Origin of the sequence: Pedobacter rhizosphaerae (assembly GCF_900111155.1) — a bacterium.
GTDB lineage: Bacteria > Bacteroidota > Bacteroidia > Sphingobacteriales > Sphingobacteriaceae > Pedobacter > Pedobacter rhizosphaerae.
In genome coordinates, this window is the sequence record NZ_FOGG01000006.1 from 32,728 (window position 1) to 55,715 (window position 22,988).

The 22,988-nt window shown below is 40.5% G+C and carries 15 protein-coding genes; 4 read left to right on the forward strand and 11 right to left on the reverse strand.

From position 1 onward, the window contains the following. Positions 1 to 574 precede the first annotated feature (574 nt). Positions 575 to 2,713, forward strand: a complete 2,139-nt coding sequence (locus BMX11_RS06410) for a PAS domain S-box protein (protein WP_090882627.1) — start codon at positions 575 to 577, stop codon at positions 2,711 to 2,713. A gap of 564 nt (positions 2,714 to 3,277) precedes the next feature. On the opposite strand, the gene mobA is transcribed toward BMX11_RS06410, so the two are convergent. The 8 genes from mobA to cobA form a co-directional block, all read right to left on the reverse strand. After that, entirely contained in the window at positions 3,278 to 3,841 is a 564-nt protein-coding gene (gene mobA / locus BMX11_RS06415) for a molybdenum cofactor guanylyltransferase (RefSeq protein ID WP_090882629.1), read from the reverse strand. Then, positions 3,841 to 4,119, reverse strand: a complete 279-nt coding sequence (locus BMX11_RS06420; protein ID WP_090882631.1) for an Rdx family protein — start codon at positions 4,117 to 4,119, stop codon at positions 3,841 to 3,843. The genes mobA and BMX11_RS06420 overlap by 1 nt, the downstream gene beginning before the upstream one ends. A 185-nt stretch (positions 4,120 to 4,304) precedes the next feature. Next, the gene (locus BMX11_RS06425) at positions 4,305 to 5,801 is read right to left on the reverse strand and encodes a rubredoxin (protein ID WP_090882633.1); all 1,497 of its coding nucleotides are present in this window, start codon (positions 5,799 to 5,801) and stop codon (positions 4,305 to 4,307) included. Continuing rightward, positions 5,798 to 9,310 (reverse strand): nitrate reductase, encoded by a 3,513-nt coding sequence (locus BMX11_RS06430; protein ID WP_090882635.1) that lies wholly within the window; start codon positions 9,308 to 9,310, stop codon positions 5,798 to 5,800. The genes BMX11_RS06425 and BMX11_RS06430 overlap by 4 nt, the downstream gene beginning before the upstream one ends. Positions 9,311 to 9,353: 43 nt before the next feature. Continuing rightward, positions 9,354 to 10,664: an MFS transporter gene (locus BMX11_RS06435; RefSeq protein WP_090882637.1), complete on the reverse strand. Its 1,311-nt coding sequence runs from the start codon at positions 10,662 to 10,664 to the stop codon at positions 9,354 to 9,356. Between the two features lie 25 nt (positions 10,665 to 10,689). Continuing rightward, a complete protein-coding gene (locus tag BMX11_RS06440) occupies positions 10,690 to 11,877 on the reverse strand; it encodes a molybdopterin molybdotransferase MoeA (protein ID WP_090882639.1) in 1,188 nt (395 codons plus the stop codon). Continuing rightward, positions 11,871 to 12,305 (reverse strand): cyclic pyranopterin monophosphate synthase MoaC, encoded by a 435-nt coding sequence (locus BMX11_RS06445; protein ID WP_090882641.1) that lies wholly within the window; start codon positions 12,303 to 12,305, stop codon positions 11,871 to 11,873. The genes BMX11_RS06440 and BMX11_RS06445 overlap by 7 nt, the downstream gene beginning before the upstream one ends. A 50-nt stretch (positions 12,306 to 12,355) precedes the next feature. Next, complete coding sequence (cobA, locus tag BMX11_RS06450) at positions 12,356 to 13,126, reverse strand: uroporphyrinogen-III C-methyltransferase (RefSeq protein WP_090882643.1); 771 nt, start codon at positions 13,124 to 13,126, stop codon at positions 12,356 to 12,358. A gap of 253 nt (positions 13,127 to 13,379) precedes the next feature. Between cobA and nirB the strand changes: the two genes are divergently transcribed. Genes nirB through BMX11_RS06465 form a run of 3 tightly spaced genes read left to right on the forward strand, consistent with a single transcriptional unit; the run spans position 13,380 to position 16,723 of the window. Next, positions 13,380 to 15,896, forward strand: a complete 2,517-nt coding sequence (gene nirB / locus BMX11_RS06455; protein WP_090882645.1) for a nitrite reductase large subunit NirB — start codon at positions 13,380 to 13,382, stop codon at positions 15,894 to 15,896. After that, entirely contained in the window at positions 15,881 to 16,276 is a 396-nt protein-coding gene (gene nirD, locus BMX11_RS06460; RefSeq protein ID WP_245738592.1) for a nitrite reductase small subunit NirD, read from the forward strand. The genes nirB and nirD overlap by 16 nt, the downstream gene beginning before the upstream one ends. 33 nt (positions 16,277 to 16,309) lie before the next feature. Continuing rightward, positions 16,310 to 16,723, forward strand: coding sequence for a DUF3187 family protein (locus BMX11_RS06465; protein ID WP_245738593.1), 414 nt, complete (start codon positions 16,310 to 16,312; stop codon positions 16,721 to 16,723). Between the two features lie 44 nt (positions 16,724 to 16,767). Here BMX11_RS06465 and BMX11_RS06470 read toward each other — a convergent pair whose 3' ends face one another. From BMX11_RS06470 to BMX11_RS06480, 3 genes are all read right to left on the reverse strand, one after another. Next, positions 16,768 to 17,457, reverse strand: coding sequence for a Crp/Fnr family transcriptional regulator (locus tag BMX11_RS06470; protein ID WP_090882647.1), 690 nt, complete (start codon positions 17,455 to 17,457; stop codon positions 16,768 to 16,770). Between the two features lie 662 nt (positions 17,458 to 18,119). Continuing rightward, a complete protein-coding gene (locus tag BMX11_RS06475; protein ID WP_175474489.1) occupies positions 18,120 to 19,853 on the reverse strand; it encodes a RagB/SusD family nutrient uptake outer membrane protein in 1,734 nt (577 codons plus the stop codon). A 10-nt stretch (positions 19,854 to 19,863) separates the two neighbouring features. Continuing rightward, positions 19,864 to 22,953 (reverse strand): SusC/RagA family TonB-linked outer membrane protein, encoded by a 3,090-nt coding sequence (locus BMX11_RS06480; RefSeq protein WP_090882651.1) that lies wholly within the window; start codon positions 22,951 to 22,953, stop codon positions 19,864 to 19,866. Between the last annotated feature and the right edge of the window lie 35 nt (positions 22,954 to 22,988).

Below are 22,988 nucleotides of genomic sequence, written 5' to 3' on the forward strand. Positions count from 1 at the left end.
TCGGGGGACCAGCCGTGAGGTTAGTTCCCCGTTCTTCATTTTAACCCTTTCTAACCCACCAATCATTTTATCCCATTACAATTACACCAATATAGTTTACCTCCAATACGGATCTGGCAAATTACCCGCCGTTAAAATAATCGATGGTATTTTTTTAATCATAAGCTAGATTTTCGCAAATAAAGCCATCAAGCAGTATCTGATGCTTAAAATTAAGAGCTAAAGTAAAAATTGACTTTTCTGCACACTTTTACTATCCAAATTGCACAATATTCGATAAAAAGATCATCAGCTTTCAGCACTCAATATATAGTTTTCAGCTCCATTTTGTCATTACTGGTCAAACTAAAACAGTAATCAAGCATTCCTCCACGCAACTTCAAGTTAGCGTACTTGCTTTCCAAACATCACATTGAAAACTTATAGCGCTGCTTATATTCGCGAAAGGAGTAATCTAGAGTCAAATAAGCACGTACTAATGCCTATATTTCTAAAAAGAAAGCTGAACACAAAAACTTATCAGATGTAGCTTTGTTCTTAGTAATTATAATTTCAAAATTCACCCCCTGTTTCTATGAATTCAAGTCCCTACTTTTTGAATAATGAATCGCTACTGCAAGTAATCCAAGTTACGCCTACTGCTACAGCCATTCATGTATCGGAAGATGCCATTATTCAATTTGCAAACGATTCTATGCTTCAGATTTGGGGAAAAGATAAAAGCGTAATTGGTAAATCATTAGAACAAGCGTTACCCGAACTCAGAGGACAACCTTTTATCGATATGTTCAAAAGAGTTTGGAATGAAGGGCTAATCATAAAGGGGACAGATACAGCTGCTACATTAGAAATTGAGGGTATACTCAAAACCTTCTACTTCGATTTTGAATATAGAGCAATTAAGAATGCGGAAGGTGAGGTGATTTGTATCCTACATACTGCAATTGATGTTACGGATCGGTTTCTGAAACAAGAGGCCGAAAGATTATCAAATGAAAAACAGGAAGCCCTGGAACGCGAACAGGCATTAAATGAAGAGCTCGCAGCTACCAATGAAGAACTGAGTGCAACCAATGAAGAACTTCAGAATACTCAGGAAATACTATCACGATGGAACTCAGAGTTAGAATATAAGGTAAGCGAACGCGTAAAGCAACTTTCTGAAAGTGAAGGTAGGTTTAAAACCATGGCAGAGGGCACGGATATTTTAATTGCTGTTGGCGATGAAAATGGAAATGCCATTTATTTTAATAAAGCATGGACCATGCTCACAGGCAGACGGATGGAAGATTTATTGGAGTTTGGCTGGGTAGACCTGATCCATCCTGATGATAAAGAAAGATACGTACAAATTTATCTGGATGCTTTTAAAAAACGAACAACTTTTACAGGTGAGTTTAGGATCTTAACTGTTAATGGCCATTACAATTGGCTTCTTGCTGTGGGCCCACCCAGATTTCATGCAGATGGAACATTCGCAGGGTATATCAGCTCCTGCACCGATATTACTATCCTAAAAAAACAAGAAGAAGATCTTCAGGCGCTCAACGAAGAATTAGCAACCACCAATGAAGAGTTAATGTCTTCAAATGAAGAACTTTCGTTAACCAATGAAGAACTGGGGAAAACGCAAAAGCAACTGATTCATTCACTCAATAAACTTACTGATAGTGAGGAAAAGTTAATGCTAGCCATTGAAACAGGGAAAATGGGTACCTGGAGTATAGATCCTGAAACTAAAAGCGTGAGTTTGTCTGCTTTCGTGAAAAATATGTTAGGCTTTCACGAAGATACAGAAGTAGAGATTGATGACATCATGAGAGCTGTTGATCCCAACTATCATGAAATGTTACTCAATGCTTTAGATAATGCATTGACCAGTCACGGTAGCAACGATACCGAATATCCCGTTACTAATTTAAAAACAGGTAAAACAAAGTGGGTTAAAGCTACAGGAAGGGTATTTACTGACGGAAATGGTAAGCCTTTAGAATATTCAGGTTTGCTTATGGATATTACAGAACGTAAGCTGGATGAAATTAGAAAAAATGATTTCATTGGCATGGTAAGCCATGAGTTAAAGACTCCCCTCACCGCTTTGTATGGTTATGTTCAGGTTCTTCAGCACCGTGCCAACAAATCAAAGGATGAATACTTTAGTCATGCCTTAGCTAAAGCCAATATTCAGATTAAGAAAATGACTTCTATGATCAATGGCTTCCTGAACGTTTCCAGGCTGGAATCGAGCAAGTTACAGATTAGCAAAAGTGTTTTCAGATTAGATGAATTAATCAGCGAGATTGTAGAGGATAGTTATATATCACCTTCCACTCATCAGGTGATACTGAAACCCGCCTGCGAGATTTCTGTAAACGCAGATCGCGAAAAAATTGGCAGTGTAGTGAGTAACTTAATCAGCAATGCCTTTAAATATTCTGAAAATGGTACAGCGGTAGAAATTAGCTGTGAAATTATTGACGATTATGCTCAGGTGAGTATTAAAGATCATGGTATTGGTATAAGCAATGAAGATATGAAAAACCTTTTTCAGCGGTATTATAGAGTAGAAAGTAATCATACGATTTCGGGCTTTGGGATTGGCCTTTATCTCTCCTCAGAAATTATCCAAAGGCACAATGGTAAAATTTGGGTAGAAAGTGAACCAGAAAAAGGCTCTACGTTTTATTTTAGTTTGCCGCTGAACGAAAACTGATCAATTTCCTGCGAGTTTGATTTCGGTCACCATGGTTCGTGACACACGAACCATGGTGGATATTACCCTATTTCCGACTCGGTGGCTCACAATCCGCGGGATTGGACTGGGCTATCCCCGATCCATCCACATGTTCAAGCACGTATAAAGGTATTAAACCCATACACTAACCTATATAAGTACAACGGAAAAGCAGGGCATGTCCACCTTTTAACAGGAAAACGTGGACTTCAGGTGGACATGATGTGGACTTACCTCACTTGGGATGCTATAGAGGAAATTGAATTAGGCGCAATAAGAGTAATCTTTTAAAGTTAAGCTAAATCAACTGAAAATAAAATGTTTTCTGCTAATTTCCCTAATGGTTGCTGTCCCCAGCAATGCTATTAACTTAAGGAGAAAACTAAAATGGATTGTCAATCCTGAGCCTGTCGAAGGGTAATCCATTTTAGTTTTCGACTTATTAAGAAGGTCTTCGACAGGCTCAGGACAGCATTTAGTTCAACTCCATGGTTCGTGACACACGAACCATGCTCCTACTGGTTGCTGTCCCCAGTCAAACAACTAAATCTGATTCAAATTTTTAAATGCAGCAGCATAGCTACCTACCGGAAATGGGAAAACAGCAGCCTGCTTAAATACGCTTTGCATACTAAATCGTTCGAGGCTTCCCTCCCGGTACTGTTGAATTAATTTTTTCAATCCCCGGGCGGAGTAAATCCCACAAAAAGGTTCATAGAAAATCTCATTCTTGTAAATCCAATAATCGTAATCAGGATGATTGGCTGCTACTTTAAGGATGTTTTGCATGGCCTCTTCAGTCATCTCAATCATATCGCAGGCTAAAATAAGCCAGTTGGTTTCCGGAAAAGCCAGATGTGCAGAGAATATTCCCCGTAATGGGCCCGGTACCTCAACGGCATCAACAATAAATAAATCAGGATTAAAAAACTTGCTGTAAGCCTCCATCTGAGTTGCTTTAATACTCAAATGATAGTTTAAGCCCATACCCCTGAACAGGTTGGCCAGGAGTTTTACCCAGGGCTCCTCCTGTTTCAGCAACAGGCCCTTATCATTGCCCATCCGCTTACTCTCTCCACCACAAAGTATGAGTCCCGATATTTCCATCACTTATGATCGGTATGACCTAAATCCATTTCCGGGCTCACGATATCACGAACCAGTTTTTTCAACTCTTTAATCTCCGGAAACCGTTGCATTTCCTTTCTGTCAAATACAGATTTCCCATTAATTGAAATAATGAAGGTTCCTCCCGTCTCACTTGGCATAAGGGTAACCCCTTTAACTTCCTCCGAAAAAGTAGTCAATAACTCTTGCGCCATATATGCCGAACGCAACAACCAACCACATTTCGGACAATATTCTATGGTTATTAGTGGTTTCATTTTTTTAGTATCAGGTAATTAGTATCGAGTAGCAAGTAGTTAGTATCGAGTATTAAGTAGCAAGTATTAAATATCTAGTATCAAGACCTTAAACCTTTAGCCTTAAAGACATCATATCTAATTACTAACGACTAAATACTACATACTTACACAAGCATCAACGCACTTGGAGCTTTTGCCTAGACTCAAGCCAAGGTAGCTAAAGTTTGAAAATTAATGGTTAAAAAATCTCCTTTTCCTGCATCACAAACCGGGCAGGTATAAGTTGCTGGTAGCGCATCAAAAGGAACACCGGGCATAATCCCATTTTCCTGCTCGCCATATTGCTCGTCGTAAACCGTAAAGCATTTCTGACATTGTTGCACCCAGTAAGTGGTAGTCGTTGCCGATTCTTGTGCAGATTCTTCTGCTTTTAGCTCCGTACCGATCAAGTTATTTAAGCCAAGCTGATCGTAATAAATATTGCTTAAATCAGAAAGGTGCTGATCTAAAACGGTTAACGCAAGTTTCCGTTTGTAAACGATATAATTTTTAGAGTTGGGGTTAAAGTCTGGGGTATACAGAATATCAAATCGATCTGTTGCCTTTTTAGCCGTTTTGGTATAATTGATTAGTCGCTTAATCACTACAGATCCAAACAATCCGCTTTTAGGCTGCGTTTTAATGGCAAAACAAAGTCCATGCGTTTTTAAATCCATGCTATCAAAACGCCTAACCAGATAACGCTTAATCACCAGGCCATCGGCTGAAAGATCTTCTACCTGCCAGTTCAATTCATTTGAGGCATGGCGAACATTGATGTGATTTTTACCCAATACATAACTCCAGTATTTTTGATCATCGGCATCAATCCCCTTAATGAGCATAGATTTCCAGGGTGTGGTATAAATCTTACCTATCTTTGTTTTTAAACAAATGGCACAAACATCCTTCAAAAATGCCAGCGGAAATACCTCATCCCTTCTGTAAACGCCTAACCAAAACTTTTGTCCATATTTATTTAACCCTTCATAATAGGGAATGGTAAATTTTGGCAATTGCAATTCCTCAATAACAGGCTGATGAAAAAACTGATAATTCTCCTGAACCCGCGCTCTTAAAAGACTTACACTGGCAGTTGTTTTACTGTAAAAAGTCTTTTCATCCTCCAAAATAACCGTCTCAATAGCCTTGGCCATGGCCGGAATATCGGCAGAATAAACCAAGCTTCCCCAATGCTCACTTTCTGTCATTTTAGGAAAACGAATAAATAAGTACCAGTAATTGGCAGTGGGACTTGAAATAAAGTTAATGTTTCCTGTAAAAAAAGGCACTAAATTTTGAGTGCTGTCAATAATATTAACTTTCAGTGCGGGTTGATAGGCAAAAGCATCCAACACATCGGCATACACACCCTCTGTTAACCAATTAGATCTGTTAAACAATTCGTCGGTCACATAAGAACTTACAATATTGGGATGTTCATCAAAATTAACCTCAAAATTGATCCTAGCTTCCTGAAGCTCCTGCGTAAACTCTTCCAGTTTTGGGTCGGCAACGGTTAAATACAATTGCTGGCGCGTTCCTAGTTTAATGTCCTTCGCCTGTGCAGATTCTGCGGCCTTAACAATACTCAACAAATCTCCGGTAGATACAATTCCACCCGATAAATTAATCTTTACAATATTTTTCTGCTTGTTCATCCTGCTACCTCCAATTCATTTATTTCTTGTGATAACAAACGCTGCACTTCCGGCTTGCAAGAACCGCAGCCAGTTCCGGCTCCTGTTAAACTGCAAATCTCTTTAAGGCTGCTACATCCCTTTGCAATCTCTTGTTTGATATTTCCCTCACCTACATTGTTGCAACTACATACCAACTTACCTATTACGGGTACTGCAGCCTTTCCGCTTCTTAATAATTGAAGACGTTTTTCACTCAATTCTGTACGGTTGGCTATTAGCTCCTTAAATTCCAAAAATTCATTTTTATCGCCAATTAAAATGGCACCCACCAATCTATCGTTGTGAATAATACACTTTTTATAATATCGCTTGGCCTGATCTATAAAAACGATCTCTTCATAATCAGTTGTATTTGGCCGCTCGGATAATCCCATGCTACACAAATCGAATCCATGTACCTTAATAATATTCATCAGTAAAGTACCTTGATAGTAGCTGGCAATGTCTCCGTTAAGGTAATGCGCCAAAACATCAGCCTGTTGCTCTGCAGCAGCTGTAATACCAAATAAGCGGCCTTCAAATTCCGCAATTTCTCCTATTGCGTAAATATCCGGATCGCTGGTTTGCAGCTTTTCATTAACAATAATGCCCGATTTAAAATCCAACTGACATTCTCTACCCAATTCAATATTAGGCACTGTACCAATGGCGAAAACAATCGCATCACAATTTAGGGTTCTCCCACTTTTTAAACGCAATCCTGTTACCTTATCCTGCCCATTTACCAGTTGCACTTCGTCGTTGTAAAAAATATCGCAACCCTGGTCTATCATCTCATCATGCAACATCTGGCTTCCTAAAACATCCAGCTGTCTGTCTAAAAAACGAGAAGAGCGATGAATTACAGTTACCCTGGTATCCCCTTCGCAAAGCGATGCCGCCAGTTCGAGGCCCAGCAAGCCACCTCCAACAATGACCACATGCGCACCCGGAGATAAGAAAGTTTTAAAATTATCCGCATCCGGTCTGCTTCTCATGGTAAAGATCCCGGGAAGGGGATAAATATTTTTGGGAAATGCAGATCTGCTTCCTGTTGCCAGGATCAGTAAATCATATGGTGTAATCTTACCTTCGGTATCTGTTACTGTTTTATGCTCCCGATTGATATGGGTTACGGAAATCCCCTTCTTCATCTCAATCTGATAATCGGCTTCCTCTTCCTCATGCATTTTTACCAGCTGATTCCATTGTTGCGTACCCGATATATAATCCGGAAGCATTACACGATTGTAAAAAGGCAAATTCTCCTTGCTAAAAATGGTAATTTCGTCATTGCGATTAAGTTCACGATAAGATTTCACGAAACCACAAGCACCGGCACCGGCACCAACAATCACAATCTTTTGTTTAGGCTTAATAAATTTCTGAACGCTTACTGCACAATATTTAAAATCGGGCTCCTTAGAAATCGGATCTAACAAACTATTAGTCAGATTATTTGCACGGTTCAAATCATTATTTAACAATTTACCCCAATGCATGGGCAAGAATACCACGCCAGGCTTTATACCATCACTCAATTTAGCTTTTAACCGTACATCTCCCCTCCTCGATCTAACTTCTACCACGTCATCCTCTTTAATGCCCAGTAAAAAAGCATCATCCGGATGGATTTCAAGCATCGCTTTAGGAATGTGCCTGTTTAATTTATTCACTTTCCCGGTTTTGCTCATGGTATGCCATTGATCTCTGATCCGGCCGGTAGTGAGTACGAAAGGAAAATCATCATCTGTGCCTTCACTGGTATTTTGGTCGGCAACAGGATGAAGAATAGCTTTTGAAGATGGGGTATAGAATTGTTTATCGGTAAATAACCTCTTGGTTTCTCCCGATCCCGCAACTTTTGGATAAGGCCATTGCACCGTTTTTTGAGTTTTTAAAACCTCGTAATCTACCCCAGAAACATCAATATTGGTTCCTGCGGTCAGGGCCGCATGTTCTTTATAAACTGCTTGATCATCTTTATAATCAAAACCCTGATACCCCATTTTTTGTGCAAAGCGACAAATAATTTCCCGATCGGGAAGCGCTTCACCCGGTGCATCAATTACTTTAGAAAGGTGGCTGATCCTTCTTTCAGAATTAGTCATGGTGCCCTCTTTCTCCAGCCAGGTAGCAGCCGGCAGAATAACATCAGCATAAGCTAAAGTTTCGGGTTTGTTGCTGATGTCTTGAACCACCACATATTTGGCTTTTCTTAATGCTTTTTCGGCCTTTCTTACATCTGGTAAGCTCACCAAAGGATTGGTACACATAATCCAGATGGCCTTTAATTTCCCGCTTTCCAAAGCTTCGAACATTTCTGTAGCGGTAAGACCGGGTTGTGCCGAAATACTTCCACCTCCCCAAAATTTTTCAACCTCTGCCCGGTGTTCCGGATTATTCAATACGCGGTGGGCAGGTAAAAGGTTAGATAAACCACCTACCTCTCTACCCCCCATAGCATTGGGTTGTCCGGTTAATGAAAATGGCCCTGAGCCTGGTTTCCCAATATGTCCGGTAATCAGGTTAAGATTAATCAGACTTAAATTTTTATTAACTCCAACTGCACTTTGGTTCAATCCCATGGTCCACATGGTTAAAAAACCCTTTGATGCGGCAATATATGCTGCAGCAAGTTCAATATCCTTAGCAGGTACACCACAAATCTCTGCCGCTTCTTGCACACTGCGTTCAAAAACAGATTGTTTGTAACGCTCGTATCCTTCGGTATGGTGCGCTACAAAAGCGTAATCAATGTTCCCCTGCTCAATCAGTATTCTTCCAATCGCATTGTTTAGCGTAATATCAGTTCCCGGGTTAAGTTGTAAATGTAAATCTGCAATACTACAGGTATCCGTTTTACGGGGATCAATTACAATAATTTTCACATTCGGATTCGCCGATTTATGTGCCTCTACCCTTCTCCAGATAATGGGATGGCACCAGGCTGGATTGGCTCCCGTAACCATAAAACAATCGGCCAATTCGATATCGTCATAGCAAATGGGTACGCTATCTTCCCCAAGCGCCATTTTATAGCCCACTACCGCACTACTCATGCAGAGCCGGGAATTAGTATCGATATTGTTGCTCCCAATAAAGCCTTTCATTAGCTTATTAACTACATAATACTCTTCCGTTAAACACTGACCCGACATGTAAAATGCCACAGAATCAGGACCATATTTATCAATAAAAGTCTTAAATACAGCAGCTGTTCTTTCTAATGCGGTATCCCAGTTTACCCTTTGGAGGGGCATATTTTTGTTAAAACGCATTTGAGGATACAGTAACCGGTCTGAAGTATCATTAGCAGTATGATGCAAATTCATTCCCTTGCTACAAAGCATTCCTTTATTCACAGGATGATCTGCATCACCTTCCAGGCTTACTACTCCTTTTTTATCTTTACTAACCAATATACCACATCCCGTACCGCAGTAGCAGCAGGTAGAGGAGTACGTTTCTTTTCTATTCGTAGACATGAGTTAGGCTTGGGGAAAATTGATTAGCGATTTGATCTTTTGATTAAGATTGAGCCACAAGAGGGGTATCTAACACCTCTTCATCCTCGGTAGAACCCTTCGTTGTAAAACGGGTGATTAATACCAGTGCAGCAACGGCAATTACTACATACCCGATATATTGGAAAGCTTCAACATAAGTAATCGATTCAGATTTGAATAAAAATCCAAAAAGCATACCGCCAACATTACCGCCAGCACCTACAATTCCACTCACCATACCCGCATTTTTTTCATTAATAAATGGTGTAATGGCATAAGTAGTTCCATTGGCCATTTTCAAGAATAATGCAAAACCCAACATCGAAACAATGGCCATCGTTAATGAACCTGAATAAGCGAAAAGGATAATCCCAATACCTTCGAAAATCAGCAAGCCTGCCAATAGCAAGCCTTTTCCCCTCATGCCATATTTCTGACTCACCTTATCGGCCGCAATTCCGCCTAATGCCCTGGCAAAAAGATTCATGAACCCGAAGATCCCGGCTAAAAACCCGGCAGAAGATTGAGAAAGGCTGAATGTATCTGTAAAGTGCAGTGCTGCAATACCATCGAAAGTAATTTCCATACCAAAGCAAACTGCATAAGCCAGGGCTAGCGACCATATTCTCCAGTCGGCCAAAAGGCTCCAGTCTGTTTTAGAAGAAGTTTTCTTCGCCCTGTCTATTTCATCGAAGTTACCTGCAGGCGTATCTTTAGTATATCGAAAATATAACCAGGCCATTACCAGTAATAATACCCCTGGAAATACCATCGCATAGCGCCAGGCTTGTGCGTTAGTATAGCCAAAACCTACAATTACAGAGAAGATTACCGGCATCAGCATATTGGTAATTCCACCACCTAAATTTCCCCATCCTCCGGCAACTGCATTAGCTGTTCCCTTTATTTTAGGGCCGAACATCATAGAAGTATGAAATTGGGTAATCACAAATGAGGCACCAATTACACCTATTGCTAACCTGAACAATAAAAAAGTTGTGTAAGATTCTGCCAAACCAACTAACATTACCGGTACAGCCCCTACCAGCAATAATCCGGTGTAAGTTTTTCTGGGCCCAAAAGTATCGCACAGCTTTCCAATAATTAACCTGGCAAAAATGGTTGCCGAAACGGCTGCAATAATTGTATTTCCAACTTGCGATTTGCTTAACCCTAAATCAGCACGGATACTGGGCATGAGTGGGGCCAAGCCAAACCAGCCAAAGAAACACACAAAAAAGGTAAGCCAGGTAATGTGGAAGGTACGCATTTGGGTACCCTTAAAAGAGAATACGTTTAGTTTTTCAAGTGGTTCTAGTTTGTTTGAGGTCATAACGAAATAAATTTAATTGGTACAATCAGTTAATTGGTAAGTAATAAATCTCTTCTCCCTTTGCAATCTCCATCTGATTGGCAGCTTGTATGGCCAATGCATTTGAAAATGTTCCTAATCTTATATCTCCAGAGCCATTGAGGGCTGTAAGTTCCAGTGTTGGCTGTGGTCCTTTTATCGACACTGGAAAAAACTCGTCAAAGCCTGTTCTTTTTTTTCTGTTAAAATCTGCTGGTAGTTTGAATACGGGGCTGGGCGCCAGGCTTAAGCAGGTTCTTAGGTAGGTATCTACAAAAATTTTGAAGGTTACCAAACAGGAAAATGGATTTCCCGGTAAGGCAAAAACCATAGCCCCACCATTAATTTTACCACACAGAATAGGTTTTCCTGGTTTAATGGCTACTTGATGAAACAAAATCTCCACTCCTAAATCCTTTAAAATTTCGGGCACATAATCGGCATCACCCGCAGAAACCCCTCCTGTTAAAATCAGGATATCCTGATGCAGGTTTTGAGCAATAGCCTTTTTAAGCTCCGCTTGATCGTCTAACACATGCGCTGCTGTGGATACTTCGATATCATATTCAGCTAACAAGGCTTTTAAAACAGATAAATTACTATTGTAGATCTGAAAGGCATCAACATGTTCTCCAACTGCCTTTATTTCATCTCCCGTGGTGATGATGGCTACCTCGGGTTGTTTATGCACCGAAACTTCAGCTTGCCCCAAAGAAGTCAGAAAGCCAATTGCCGAGGCATTAATTTGATAACTGGCCGGGATTCCAAGGGCACCTTTTTTCAAATCCTGACCTTTAACTGCAATGTTTTGCCACTCAAATCCCTTTTCAGTATTTAAAATAACCTGATTATTAATTTCAGTGGTATCTTCTCTCCTGAAAACAGTATTGGCCGATGCCGGAACAGCTGCTCCAGTCATTATTTTATAACATTGACCAGCCAAAAGTGCTTTTTTCTCCCTTTCACCAGCAAAAATCGTTTCCTCGAGTTCAAAAGTCCTGATACCTTGTTCAAAATCTACAAAGCGGATAGCATAACCATCTACTGCTGCCCTGTTAAAAGGAGGCAAATCCCTGGGCGCAAATACGCCATGCGCCAAAACCCTTCCTAAACTCGCTTCCAGCCTTACTTTTTCTATCCCAAAGGATTTGGCTTGAGCCATAATCACCTCTTGTGCCTGCCTGTAACTCAGCATATCAATATCCCCCTCCCCTTATCTTTTTTCTGGTAAAAACTGTTAGCTGGTAAAACAGCATACAGACATTCTGCTACGCCATCTGAACTCCCAATCAAAGCTACCATCAGCTTTTTAACGATTGATTTCCCCTCAGCCCAGATACTAATTCCAGTTTCACCTTTAAGGTTTTCTGGAACAGTATCATCAGCAGCACTAAAAAAACCGAATTGCACCTCCATACTATCAATACAAACCAGGTGGCAATGCGGCAAAAGCTGAGGCGTTGCTTTTGTACCCGGAAATGCTGCCGCTCTAGCCACATCAAAGAAATTTCTTTTCGGCAAAAGATTGTTCTCGATCTTGTCTGTTGTTTCGGCAACACGAAGCACATAAGCAGCCGCCTGGGCTGTTAGAAGGGAAAAGGCTTTAAAACTAATATCTCTCATGTTAGCTATAACTTTGGCCGATATATTCTTAACCGAGTTGTTTTGTATAATTACACTGCTATTGCATGTTCATTAAATTGTTTATTGGCAATAAATGCCCTGGCCTGAACCACGTCTCCTATTATAATAATTGCGGGATTACTTAAGCCAGCTTTAAAGGCCGCCTCCTGAAGATCTTTCACTTCACAGGTTGTATGTTTTTGATGAGGCGTGGTTACCTGCTGTATAATGGCCGCAGGGATATGTCCCAATCCGGCTTCATTATAGGTATTGGCTATCTCGGCTAATTTCTTCATCCCCATATAGATTACAACTGTCGCCGAACTCTTCATCGCGCACTTTAAATCGTTAGATAAACTGCCATCTCTCTTAGTACCGGTAATTGCCCATAAGCTTTCACTAATGCCACGGTGTGTTAAAGGAATATCTACAAAACCTGCACCTTGCATACTGCTGATTCCAGGAATGTATTGCGCCCTGATGCCATGTTCTTCTGCAAAAAGCAATTCTTCAAAGCCTCTGCCGAAAATAAAAGGATCGCCACCCTTTAAGCGCACAACCGTACTATATGCTTTGGTATACTTAACTATTAAGTCGTTTATTTTTTCTTGTGGGGTACAATTTCTATAAGGTTGCTTACCAACATATACCATTTTACAGGTTTTTGGAGCAATTTTTAGCAATTCATCGTTACTTAAGTTATCATAAAGTATAACATCAGCCTTTTTTAACACTTTAAAAGCCATCAAAGTAAGCAATTCAGGGTTTCCCGGACCCGCACCCACCACATAAAGACCAAAAGGAGATAATTTTCTACTCATTTTAATTAAGATTTAAATTAACATGGCATAAAAGTGGTAATTATTTCTCAAAAAATTAAATATTTTATGATAAAAATCATAGATAATGTTGTTTTTAATTTAAATAACTCTATTTTTGAATATCAATTATCACAGAAACAACACTTTCAACAAATAAAAGACTCAAAAACGAAAGAAAAAACCTAATAAAAAGACATAAAATTCAAAATAAACCGAAAATTCAGACCAAAAACTAAAAAACAACCTAAATTTTATGAAAAAACAACAAATAATAGTCATTGGCAACGGAATGGTGGGATACAAATTCTGTGAAAAGCTAAAATCCAAGACTTCATCATTTAATTTGATTGTTTTTGGAGAAGAACCTAGAAGAGCTTACGATCGTGTTCATTTAAGTGAATACTTTAATGGTAAAACTGCTGAAGACCTTTCCTTGTCAACCGAATCATGGTATGATGAGCAAGAAATAACCTTATATCTTAATACACCAGTTACAGCAATTAACAGAACAGAGAAAAAGGTTTACACCCCAAACGGGTTAAGCTATGATTATGACTTTCTGGTTTTCGCCACTGGTTCTGCCGCATTTGTACCTCATATAGAAGGTATAGAAAAAGAGGGCGTTTTCGTTTATCGTACTATAGAAGATTTAGATCTGATTAGTAATTATGCTCAAAAGGCACAAACCGCAGCGGTAATTGGCGGTGGTTTGTTAGGTCTGGAAGCTGCCAAAGCCCTGATTGATTTAGGCATAACCGAAACCAGTATTATAGAATTTGCCTCACGATTAATGCCGAGACAAATTGATCCGGCAGGAAGTGACATGCTTAAATCTAAACTGACAGACCTGGGCCTTAAAATATTACTCAATAAAAATACCAGCCTGATTGAGGGAGAAGAAAGCATTACTGCACTAAAATTCAGTGACGATTCTCACCTTGCCGTAGACATGCTGGTTATTTCAGCCGGGATTAAACCCCGAGATGAGCTGGCAAAAGCATGCGGTTTGGAAGTTGGACCTCGTGGTGGCATTGTTGTAAACGAAAAAATGCTCACCAATGATCCTTCAGTTTTCGCCATTGGTGAATGTGCTTTATACGATGGAATGATTTACGGATTAATTGCACCTGGCTATGAAATGGCTGAGGTAGTAGCCACACATCTGGCCGAAAATGGAAATAAAACTTTCAATGGCTTTGATATGAGCACCAAATTGAAACTCATTGGTGTTGATGTAGCCAGCTTTGGAGACAACTTTATTAATGAGCCAGATTGCAGAACCATCGTATTTGAAGATAAACATAAAGGAATTTACAAAAGAATCAACATCAGTAACGATGGGAAATATCTGCTAGGCGGAATCCTCATTGGAGATGCTGCAGCCTATAATATGTTGCTACAAACGGCTACCAATAATATTCCATTACCAGAACATCCAGAGGAACTTATCCTGGGTTCACGTGGTGGTGCGGAAGGTTCCGCTTCCGGAGGTTTAGAAAACTTACCCGATTCGGCATTAATCTGTAGCTGCGAAGGCATTACAAAAGGCGGCATATGCAGTGCTGTTACCGATCAGGATTGCGAAAATATAGACCAGATTAAAAAATGTACCAAGGCCGGAACAGGATGCGGAGGCTGTATCCCAATGGTTAAAGATTTAATGCTTTATACCATGAAGGCTCAGGGAAAATATGTAAGAAACGTAATTTGCGAGCATTTCAACTACAGCAGACAGGAACTCTATGACCTTGTTCATATCCATGAGATTAAGAGTTATGATGAAGTATTGGATAGCTTAGGCAAGGGAGACGGATGTGAGGTTTGTAAACCATTGGTTTCTTCTATTTTGGCCAGCTTATGGAATGAAATGATCCTTCAAAAAGGTAATGATACGGCTCAGGATAGTAATGATCGTTTCTTAGCCAATATCCAAAAAGGCGGATCTTACTCCGTTGTTCCGAGAATACCCGGAGGAGAGATTACTCCAGAGAAATTAATCGTAATTGGCGAGGTTGCTCAAAAATATGGTCTTTACACTAAAATTACCGGAGGCCAAAGGATTGATTTATTTGGTGCCCACTTAAGCGATCTTCCTAAAATATGGGAAGAATTAATTAATGCCGGATTTGAAAGTGGTCATGCCTATGGTAAAGCCCTACGAACCGTTAAAAGTTGTGTTGGAAGCACATGGTGCAGATTTGGATTGCAAGACAGTGTAAGTTTTGCCATCGAGGTGGAAGAGAGATACAGGGGGATACGCGCACCTCACAAAATCAAATCGGCCGTAAGTGGGTGTATCCGCGAATGCGCAGAAGCACAAAGTAAAGATTTCGGCATCATTGCCACAGAAAAGGGATGGAACTTATATGTATGCGGTAATGGTGGTAGCAAGCCTCAGCATGCACTCCTCCTGGCAACCGATTTAGACAGTGCAACCTGCATTCGGTATATCGACCGCTTTTTAATGTTTTATATCCGCACGGCAGATCCATTAACAAGAACTGCTACCTGGTTAAATAAAATGGATGGCGGCATAGATTACCTCCGCAATGTAGTGGTAAACGATAGCTTAGGCATGGCCGCAAAATGGGAAGCTGAAATGGAAGGCTTAGTAGCTGCTTACCAGTGCGAATGGAAAACTGCTATCGAGAATCCAGCCATCAGAAAAAGATTCTCACACTTTGTGAATGCACCTGAAGAAAAAGATCCAACAATTCAATTTGTCGACATGCGCGGCCAAAAACGTACAGAAGAATGGAAAACAGTTTAGAAAATCAGACCTCAACCTTAAACGGAACTGACAATAACATGGAAACAACAATTAACTGGCTAGCTGCGTGCCGTGTGGAAGATGCAGTAGAAAATGGTGGAGTATGTGTAAAACATGGAGAAGAGCAGATTGCCTTATTTTATTTTACCCGTAGAAATGAGTGGTATGCTACCCAAAATGAATGCCCGCATCGCAAGCAAATGGCATTAAGCCGGGGCATGATCGGATCAAGCACTGACGAACCTAAAGTAGCTTGCCCCTTTCATAAAAAAACATTCTCACTCAGCACCGGAGAATGTTTAAGTGGAGATGAGTGCGCCATCAAAACCTACCCCGTAAAGGTAGAAGACGGGACGGTTTTCATTGGATTAAGTGCATGAACCAACTTTAACCCCAAATAAACAACCTAAATTATGAAAGTTAAAACCCTTACTCCATTAGCTATTGCATTAACATTTAATTTTTTCAACTTAAAATCAAGCGCACAAACCACTTCATCTACTCAAACCAAAGTAGTACTTTTTGAAGGAATTGTTGCCGCAGGATATGTAGATCATGGCGCCTATATCAACTGTACGGGCCCTGGCTTAAAAGTAACTAAAAAGCCTTACATGCTGATGGTTGGCTTATTACCAAGCTTAAGAATTAAGGAAGACCAGGTTGCCGCAGGGGCAACTAAAAACTCGATGGTTACTCCTAATTTAGGATTTGGCTTAACGACCGCTTTCAAACACATTGCATTTCAATTACCATTCTATTATAATACTAAAACGAGCACTAAAAACGGTTCCTGGAAGCTAGGTGTGGGACTAGGCTACAAACTGTAACGATTTACATGGGCGTGTCCATCCAGCGCGCCCATTTCGTTTTTTTATATACCTTCTTCGGTTAAGGTTCGCAATTTATCTTCATTGATAATACTGATTCCTTTGCCTTTCAAAACGATTAAACCTTCCTGCACTAACTCATTCATCGTTCTGAATACGGTTTCATATGTTGCCCCGGTATAAGCTGCCAAATCCTGACGGCTTAACTCCACTGCAATACAATCTTCCTGGTTTACGCCAAACTGTGCCCTCAAGCTAAACAAAGCTACCGCCAACCTGCTTTTTACAGACATTAAGGCTAAATTTCTCATTTTCCTTTCTGAGGTATTCAACTCATCTGCATAAAACAGCAATAATTCGAAGGCAAATGCATGGTTTACCTTTATGGTTGCCATGAAAAAATCGATATCTACATAACAAAGTGTCGTATTCTCTAAAGCTGTTGCCGAAATAGGATAAACAGCCTGCTCACTCTGTATCCCTCTATGTCCCAATATGGCTCCTCCCCTCGCAAAGCGCAAAATCAATTCCTTGTCGCCCCACTTTTTATGCACCTTAACATTACCACTCGTTACAAAATAAACTCCGGTAACAGGGTCGCCCTCTTTAATAATCACCTCTCCCTTTTTCGCAATAAAGTTTTTTCGATGTCCATCAATAGCTGGCAACCATTCCTTCAGAACAGTTTGACACATGAAACAACTTTTATGATCGCAACTTTTATCTTTCTTCATTATTTAGGGATTAAGGTTGGCAAAATTAGTATTAATTAGTGTAAAGTATCAAGTAGCGAGTATAAAGTATCGAGTAGCTAGTATAAAGTAACAAGAAGCGAGTATAAAGTATCAAGATCGAAATCCAAAGTATACTTCCAGACTATGTACTAACGACTAAGGACTAAGTACTGAAAAACAGTATCAAGTAACAAGTATAAAGTATCAAGACTGAGCGCTTACCCCCAACTTCCGGACCTCTGACTTTCGGACTGTAGCAAAAAGTATCAAGTAGCTAGTATAAAGTATCAAGACTGAGCGCTTAAACTTCTGACTTTCGGACCTCTGACTTTCGGACTGTAGCAAAAAGTATCAAGTAGCCAGTATAAAGTATCAAGACTGAGCGCTTAAACTTCTGACTTTCGGACCTCCGACCTCCGGACTGTAGCAAAAAGTATCGAGTAGCCAGTATAAAGTAGCAAGACTGAGCGCTTAAACTTCTGACTTTCGGACCTCCGACCTCCGGACTGTAGCAAAAAGTATCGAGTAGCCAGTATAAAGTATCAAGACTGAGCGCTTACCCCCAACTTCCGGACCTCTGACTTCCGGACTGAAGCAAAAAAAAACCAGACAACCGATAAAGATTGCCTGGCACTACTAACTAACCATAAAGATTTTATCTTTTAGTATCCCGGATTTTGAACCATTGCCGGCATTTTATTAATCTCTACCTGAGGGATGGGCATCAAATAATTAAAGGGTCTAAATACGTGAAGGCGAATGGTATTAACCACTTCATAGGTAAATGTACTTCCGCTTTGCGTAATTTTCATGGCCTTGTTATAACCGTTATTTACAGCTTCTGCAATTTTCCATCTTCTGATATCATTCCAGCGGTGGTCTTCATTCATTAATTCAATTCTCCTTTCATTCTGAATTAAACTGCGCATATCTACCTGATTAATACCGGCAGCTATGCCGTATCTTCCATTTGCGCCGGCAATGATGCCTGCTCTTTTTCTGATTTTCACAATTTCATTTACTGCCAGTTCTGTACTTCCAAGTTCATTGAGTGCTTCGGCATAGTTGAGGATAATTTCTGCGTAACGCATTAAAGGCCAGCCCCGCTCCGAATTAAAAGAGCTGTTTGCCGATATGTTTACATCGCACATTTTCCTGCTGTAATATCCGGTGGTTGTTGGCCCGGTACCGGCAGCGGTATAACCATCAGTTGCTGCATTAAGGAAAGTATTAACTACAGCCTGCCCATTTGCCGTAGTAGAATAATACCTGGAGCCATTGTGAATAATGGAATAATAAAAGCGGGGGTCGCGATTAACATAAGGGTTGGCCGGGTTAAAAGAGGTTCCAGCCTCATAGGTAGATTTCCCATCGTTCATTAAGAAAGCCCTTGCCAGTTGTTCTGTTGGCTGGGAATTTTTCGCTCCACCTCTGGATGGAGGATTATAGTAGCCTTCAAAATCGCGGTTTGGAGCCCTGTTATAAGAAAAAATATACTCAGTATTTGGATATCTCACAAGGAAAACATTGTAAAAACCATATCCCGCAGCGGTGGTATTATCTTCAAGAAGGTTATAATAACCAGCATTAATTACCGCTGCTGCAGCATCGGCAGCCTTTTGCCAGTGGGTTACGCTGTATGCAGGATAACTAACCGTGCTGGCTAAATTCCCTGTAGCAATAGAACCTCCGTTAAAAAGCGGGCTTGCAGCATATAAGAGCACCCTTGATTTTAACGCCAGGCAGGCACCCTTAGTCGCACGCCCATAGTCTTGCTCAGGATAGTTCACCGGCAACACATTGGCTGCAGCATCTAATTCGGCGCTGATATAATTAATGGTTTCGGCAAAACTGGCGCGGGGCAGGTTAATTACATCGGTAATGCCATAAACATTATCGCCAACTAAAGGAACACCTCCAAAATTGATCACCAAAAAATGATAATACCAGGCCCTTAAGAACCTACCTTCAGCAATCATTCTGCTCTTTGTAGCGGCAGCAAGTGGCGAATTGCCTATTTTAGCCATCATCAGGTTCACCTTACGGATATTAGCATAAGGGGTAGACCAAAAATCGGGAACGGCACCAGTTGAAAAGAAATTATTGGGTGAAATCGTCCCATTATACATGATTACCGCATTTTGCGTTACCCCAGAATAAGCATATTCTGCATCATCTGTAGCCATCTCTGTGTTTCCATGACTGCTAAAACGGCCCTTGGTAAAGCTGTAAGCTACTCCGTTGTAAATATTGGATAGAAAACCAACCGTTTTTATACTATCTGTAAAAACCGTTTCCTCCGTTTCACCACTGGTTTGATTATCTAAAAAACTTCCTGATTTTTTGCAGGAGCTTATTGCCACTACGGACAATAATATATAAAGTATCTTTTTCATATTACAAGCCTTAAAAAGTAACATTAATCCCAAAATTGAACATGCGCTGTGGTGGATATTCAATACGATCCCTCCCGGTATTGGCCTCTGGATCAAACTGATACCTCGAAGAGAGATTGGACCAGGTAAGGAGGTTGTAACCATTTACATAGGTCCTGATGCTCTGAACTTTTATTTTGTTCAAAAATTTCTGTGGAAGGGTATAACCAAATTCAGCATTTTTCAATCTCAGGTAGTTTCCTTTTACCGACCAGAATGTTGATGGAAAGGCCGAAGGGCTGCTAATACCAGGGTTGAATGACAGGAGTGGATATTGTGCCGCATCGCCCAGTTCCGGGTTCCATGAATTTTGGTGAATAGACATAAAGTTCGAGCTAAAAGCCTGTACAGCCTCTGCTACCGCGCGGATATTATAATTTAACGCACCCTGCAAAGAAACCGTGAGTGAAAAGTTCCGGTAATTGAAACCCAGATTTAAGCCATAATAAGTATTAGGCAGATTCGGCAGGCCAATGTAAGCCATATCATACGAGTTAATTTTACCATCGCCATTTAAGTCTTCGTATTTTAAATCGCCCACACGCGGAGTAACAGTTGGAACAGGGCTGCTGGCAATATCGGCGGCAGAAGTATAATAACCTATCCATTTATATAACAATGATGAACCGATGGCATTCCCTGTAGCCTGCTGGTAAGGATAGGCCGCAGTAGGCTCGTCCTGAAATAGAATTTTGTTTTTCGCGATAGAAACGTTTCCCGAAACGGAAAGTCCGAACTCACCAAAGCGGTCCCGGTAGGTCAGCTCCAACTCTCCACCCTGATTTCTCACCCTTCCTAAGTTAACCGGCGGTAAACCAACCCCGAATACAGATGATACCGTGCCCCGGGTGGTCATGATGTCATATCGCTCATTCCTGAAAACATCTATGGTACCGGAAATCTTATTATCAAAGAGACCGAATTCTAAGGCCACATCAAGTTTTTTCTCTTTTTCCCAGGATACTTCGTTGTTGCCCAAAGTTCCTTCATAAAAGCCATTGTAATTATTGCTGCCAGATCCGAAATTGGCGTTTCCGCCCTGGTAGTAATTTTGCAAGTAGTAATAAGCGTAATTATCACCCAGTTTATCGTTACCCACTACACCATACGATCCCCTCAGTTTCAGAAAATTGATAAACTTCAGGTTATCTTTCATGAATTTCTCGGAGGAAATGTTCCAACCAGCAGAAACCGCAGGAAAAAAGCCATATTTTTTATCACCGAAACGATCCGATCCGTTGTATGCCGCATTAAACTGAAATAAATACTTGTCATCGAAATCATATCCAACCCTACCAGAATAACCCCTGAAATTGGCAGGTATAAAGTTGTACACATTATTAGAATTGTATTTCAAAACGGTATTCCTGTTCATCAAGGCAAGTCCATAAACGTGATGTTTAGCAAAGTTCCTGTCGTAATTTAAAAACAACTGTGTATTGAGCTTTCTTACTGTACTTCCTGGCGCATAACCAATAAAATACCTTCTCACCCGGTAAATATTGGCATCCCTCGGCGCATAGGTGTTGGTATTGGGATCATAAATAAAGGATGGAAACTGATCTCTGGTCATGCTCCGCGTATAGGAATGCTCACTGGCATAAGAAACAACCCCCTTTAACGACAATCCCTCGGTGATGAAATCAAGTTTCTGATTCCCACTTCCAACAAAGTTCATGTTATTATCAAAGGTTCTGTTATAACCATAATGGGCAATCCGGCCAACCATGTTATTCTGGTTGTAGTTGGGATTTTCATCCCTTTGCCAGGTACTGTAGCCATAACTTCCATCCGGATTATAAATGGGATAGTTCCATGGAGCCAAGGAGTAAAAACTTACATAATCATAAAAAATATCATTGTAACCAAATGCACTGGCGATGTTATTCCTATTGGTTATCCCAATGTTACCATATAAATCTATCCTTAAATCGAGTGTTTTAGTAGCCTTAACATCTAAATTTGAGCGATAGTTGTAGCGGTTATAAAAGAAATTAGAATTTACGCCATTAGTTTCATTACCATATTCATTTAAAATACCATCTTGCGACAAATAACCCGTAGAAATGAAGTATTTTACCTTTTCTGTTCCTCCGGAGATATCAAAATTACCCTTAATTTGCTTACTAAAGTCTTTAAATAAGATCTCTTTCCAATTATTATTCGGATGCCCGTATGGATCAGATCCGTCCTGGTACTTCTGAAGGTCATTTGGTGTAAACCGAGGGGTCAATCCATCGTTAACACGCGCCTGGTTATAAAGGAGTGCTGATTCGTAAGAATCCAAAAATTCGGGCATCATGGTTGGCTGCATGACGCTAAATTCGTTACGCACAGAAATCTGCGGCCGGCCCAGTTTACCTCTCCTGGTGGTAACAATAACCACCCCGTTGGCTCCCTTTACCCCAAATATTGCAGTTGTTGAAGCATCTTTCAGGATACTTAAACTTTCTATTTCGTTAGCATCTATGAGCGAAAACTGCTCGTAAGTATATTCAATATCATCAACCATAATTAATGGTGCATTGGATCCCGAATTGTAGGAACTTACCCCCCGGATAAAGAATTCGGCTCCATCCGCCCCCGGTCTTCCGGAGCGTTGTTGTGATGAAAAACCAGGAAGTTTACCTACCAGGGTGTTCTGCAAACTGGCAGAAGGGTTTTGCCTGATCTGCTCACCCGAAATGGTACTTAATGAGCCCGTAGTTGTTACCTTCTTTTGCTTGCCAAAGGCCAGCACCACCACTTCTTCTAAGTCATTATTTTCGGGTACAAGCTCAATATTTATTACTTTACGCTCGCCAATTACAATTTCTTTGGCCAGATAGCCTACAAACTTCACATCCAGAATTCCTGTTTTGCCCTTCAATGTTATCCTGTATTTACCGTCGCTATTGGTAACTACCGTATTGGCGAATCCCCGCTCCTTTATGGTTACGCCTACCATAATTCCATCTTTATCTCTAACCGTTCCTTCAATCGTTTGACCCTGTGCTAGGGCCAGGTTAATATTGAGGATACATAGGCAGAAAGTTAAGATCGCATATATATTTATTTTCATCTTCTGTTTTTTTAGGGATGACTCTTTAAATCGCT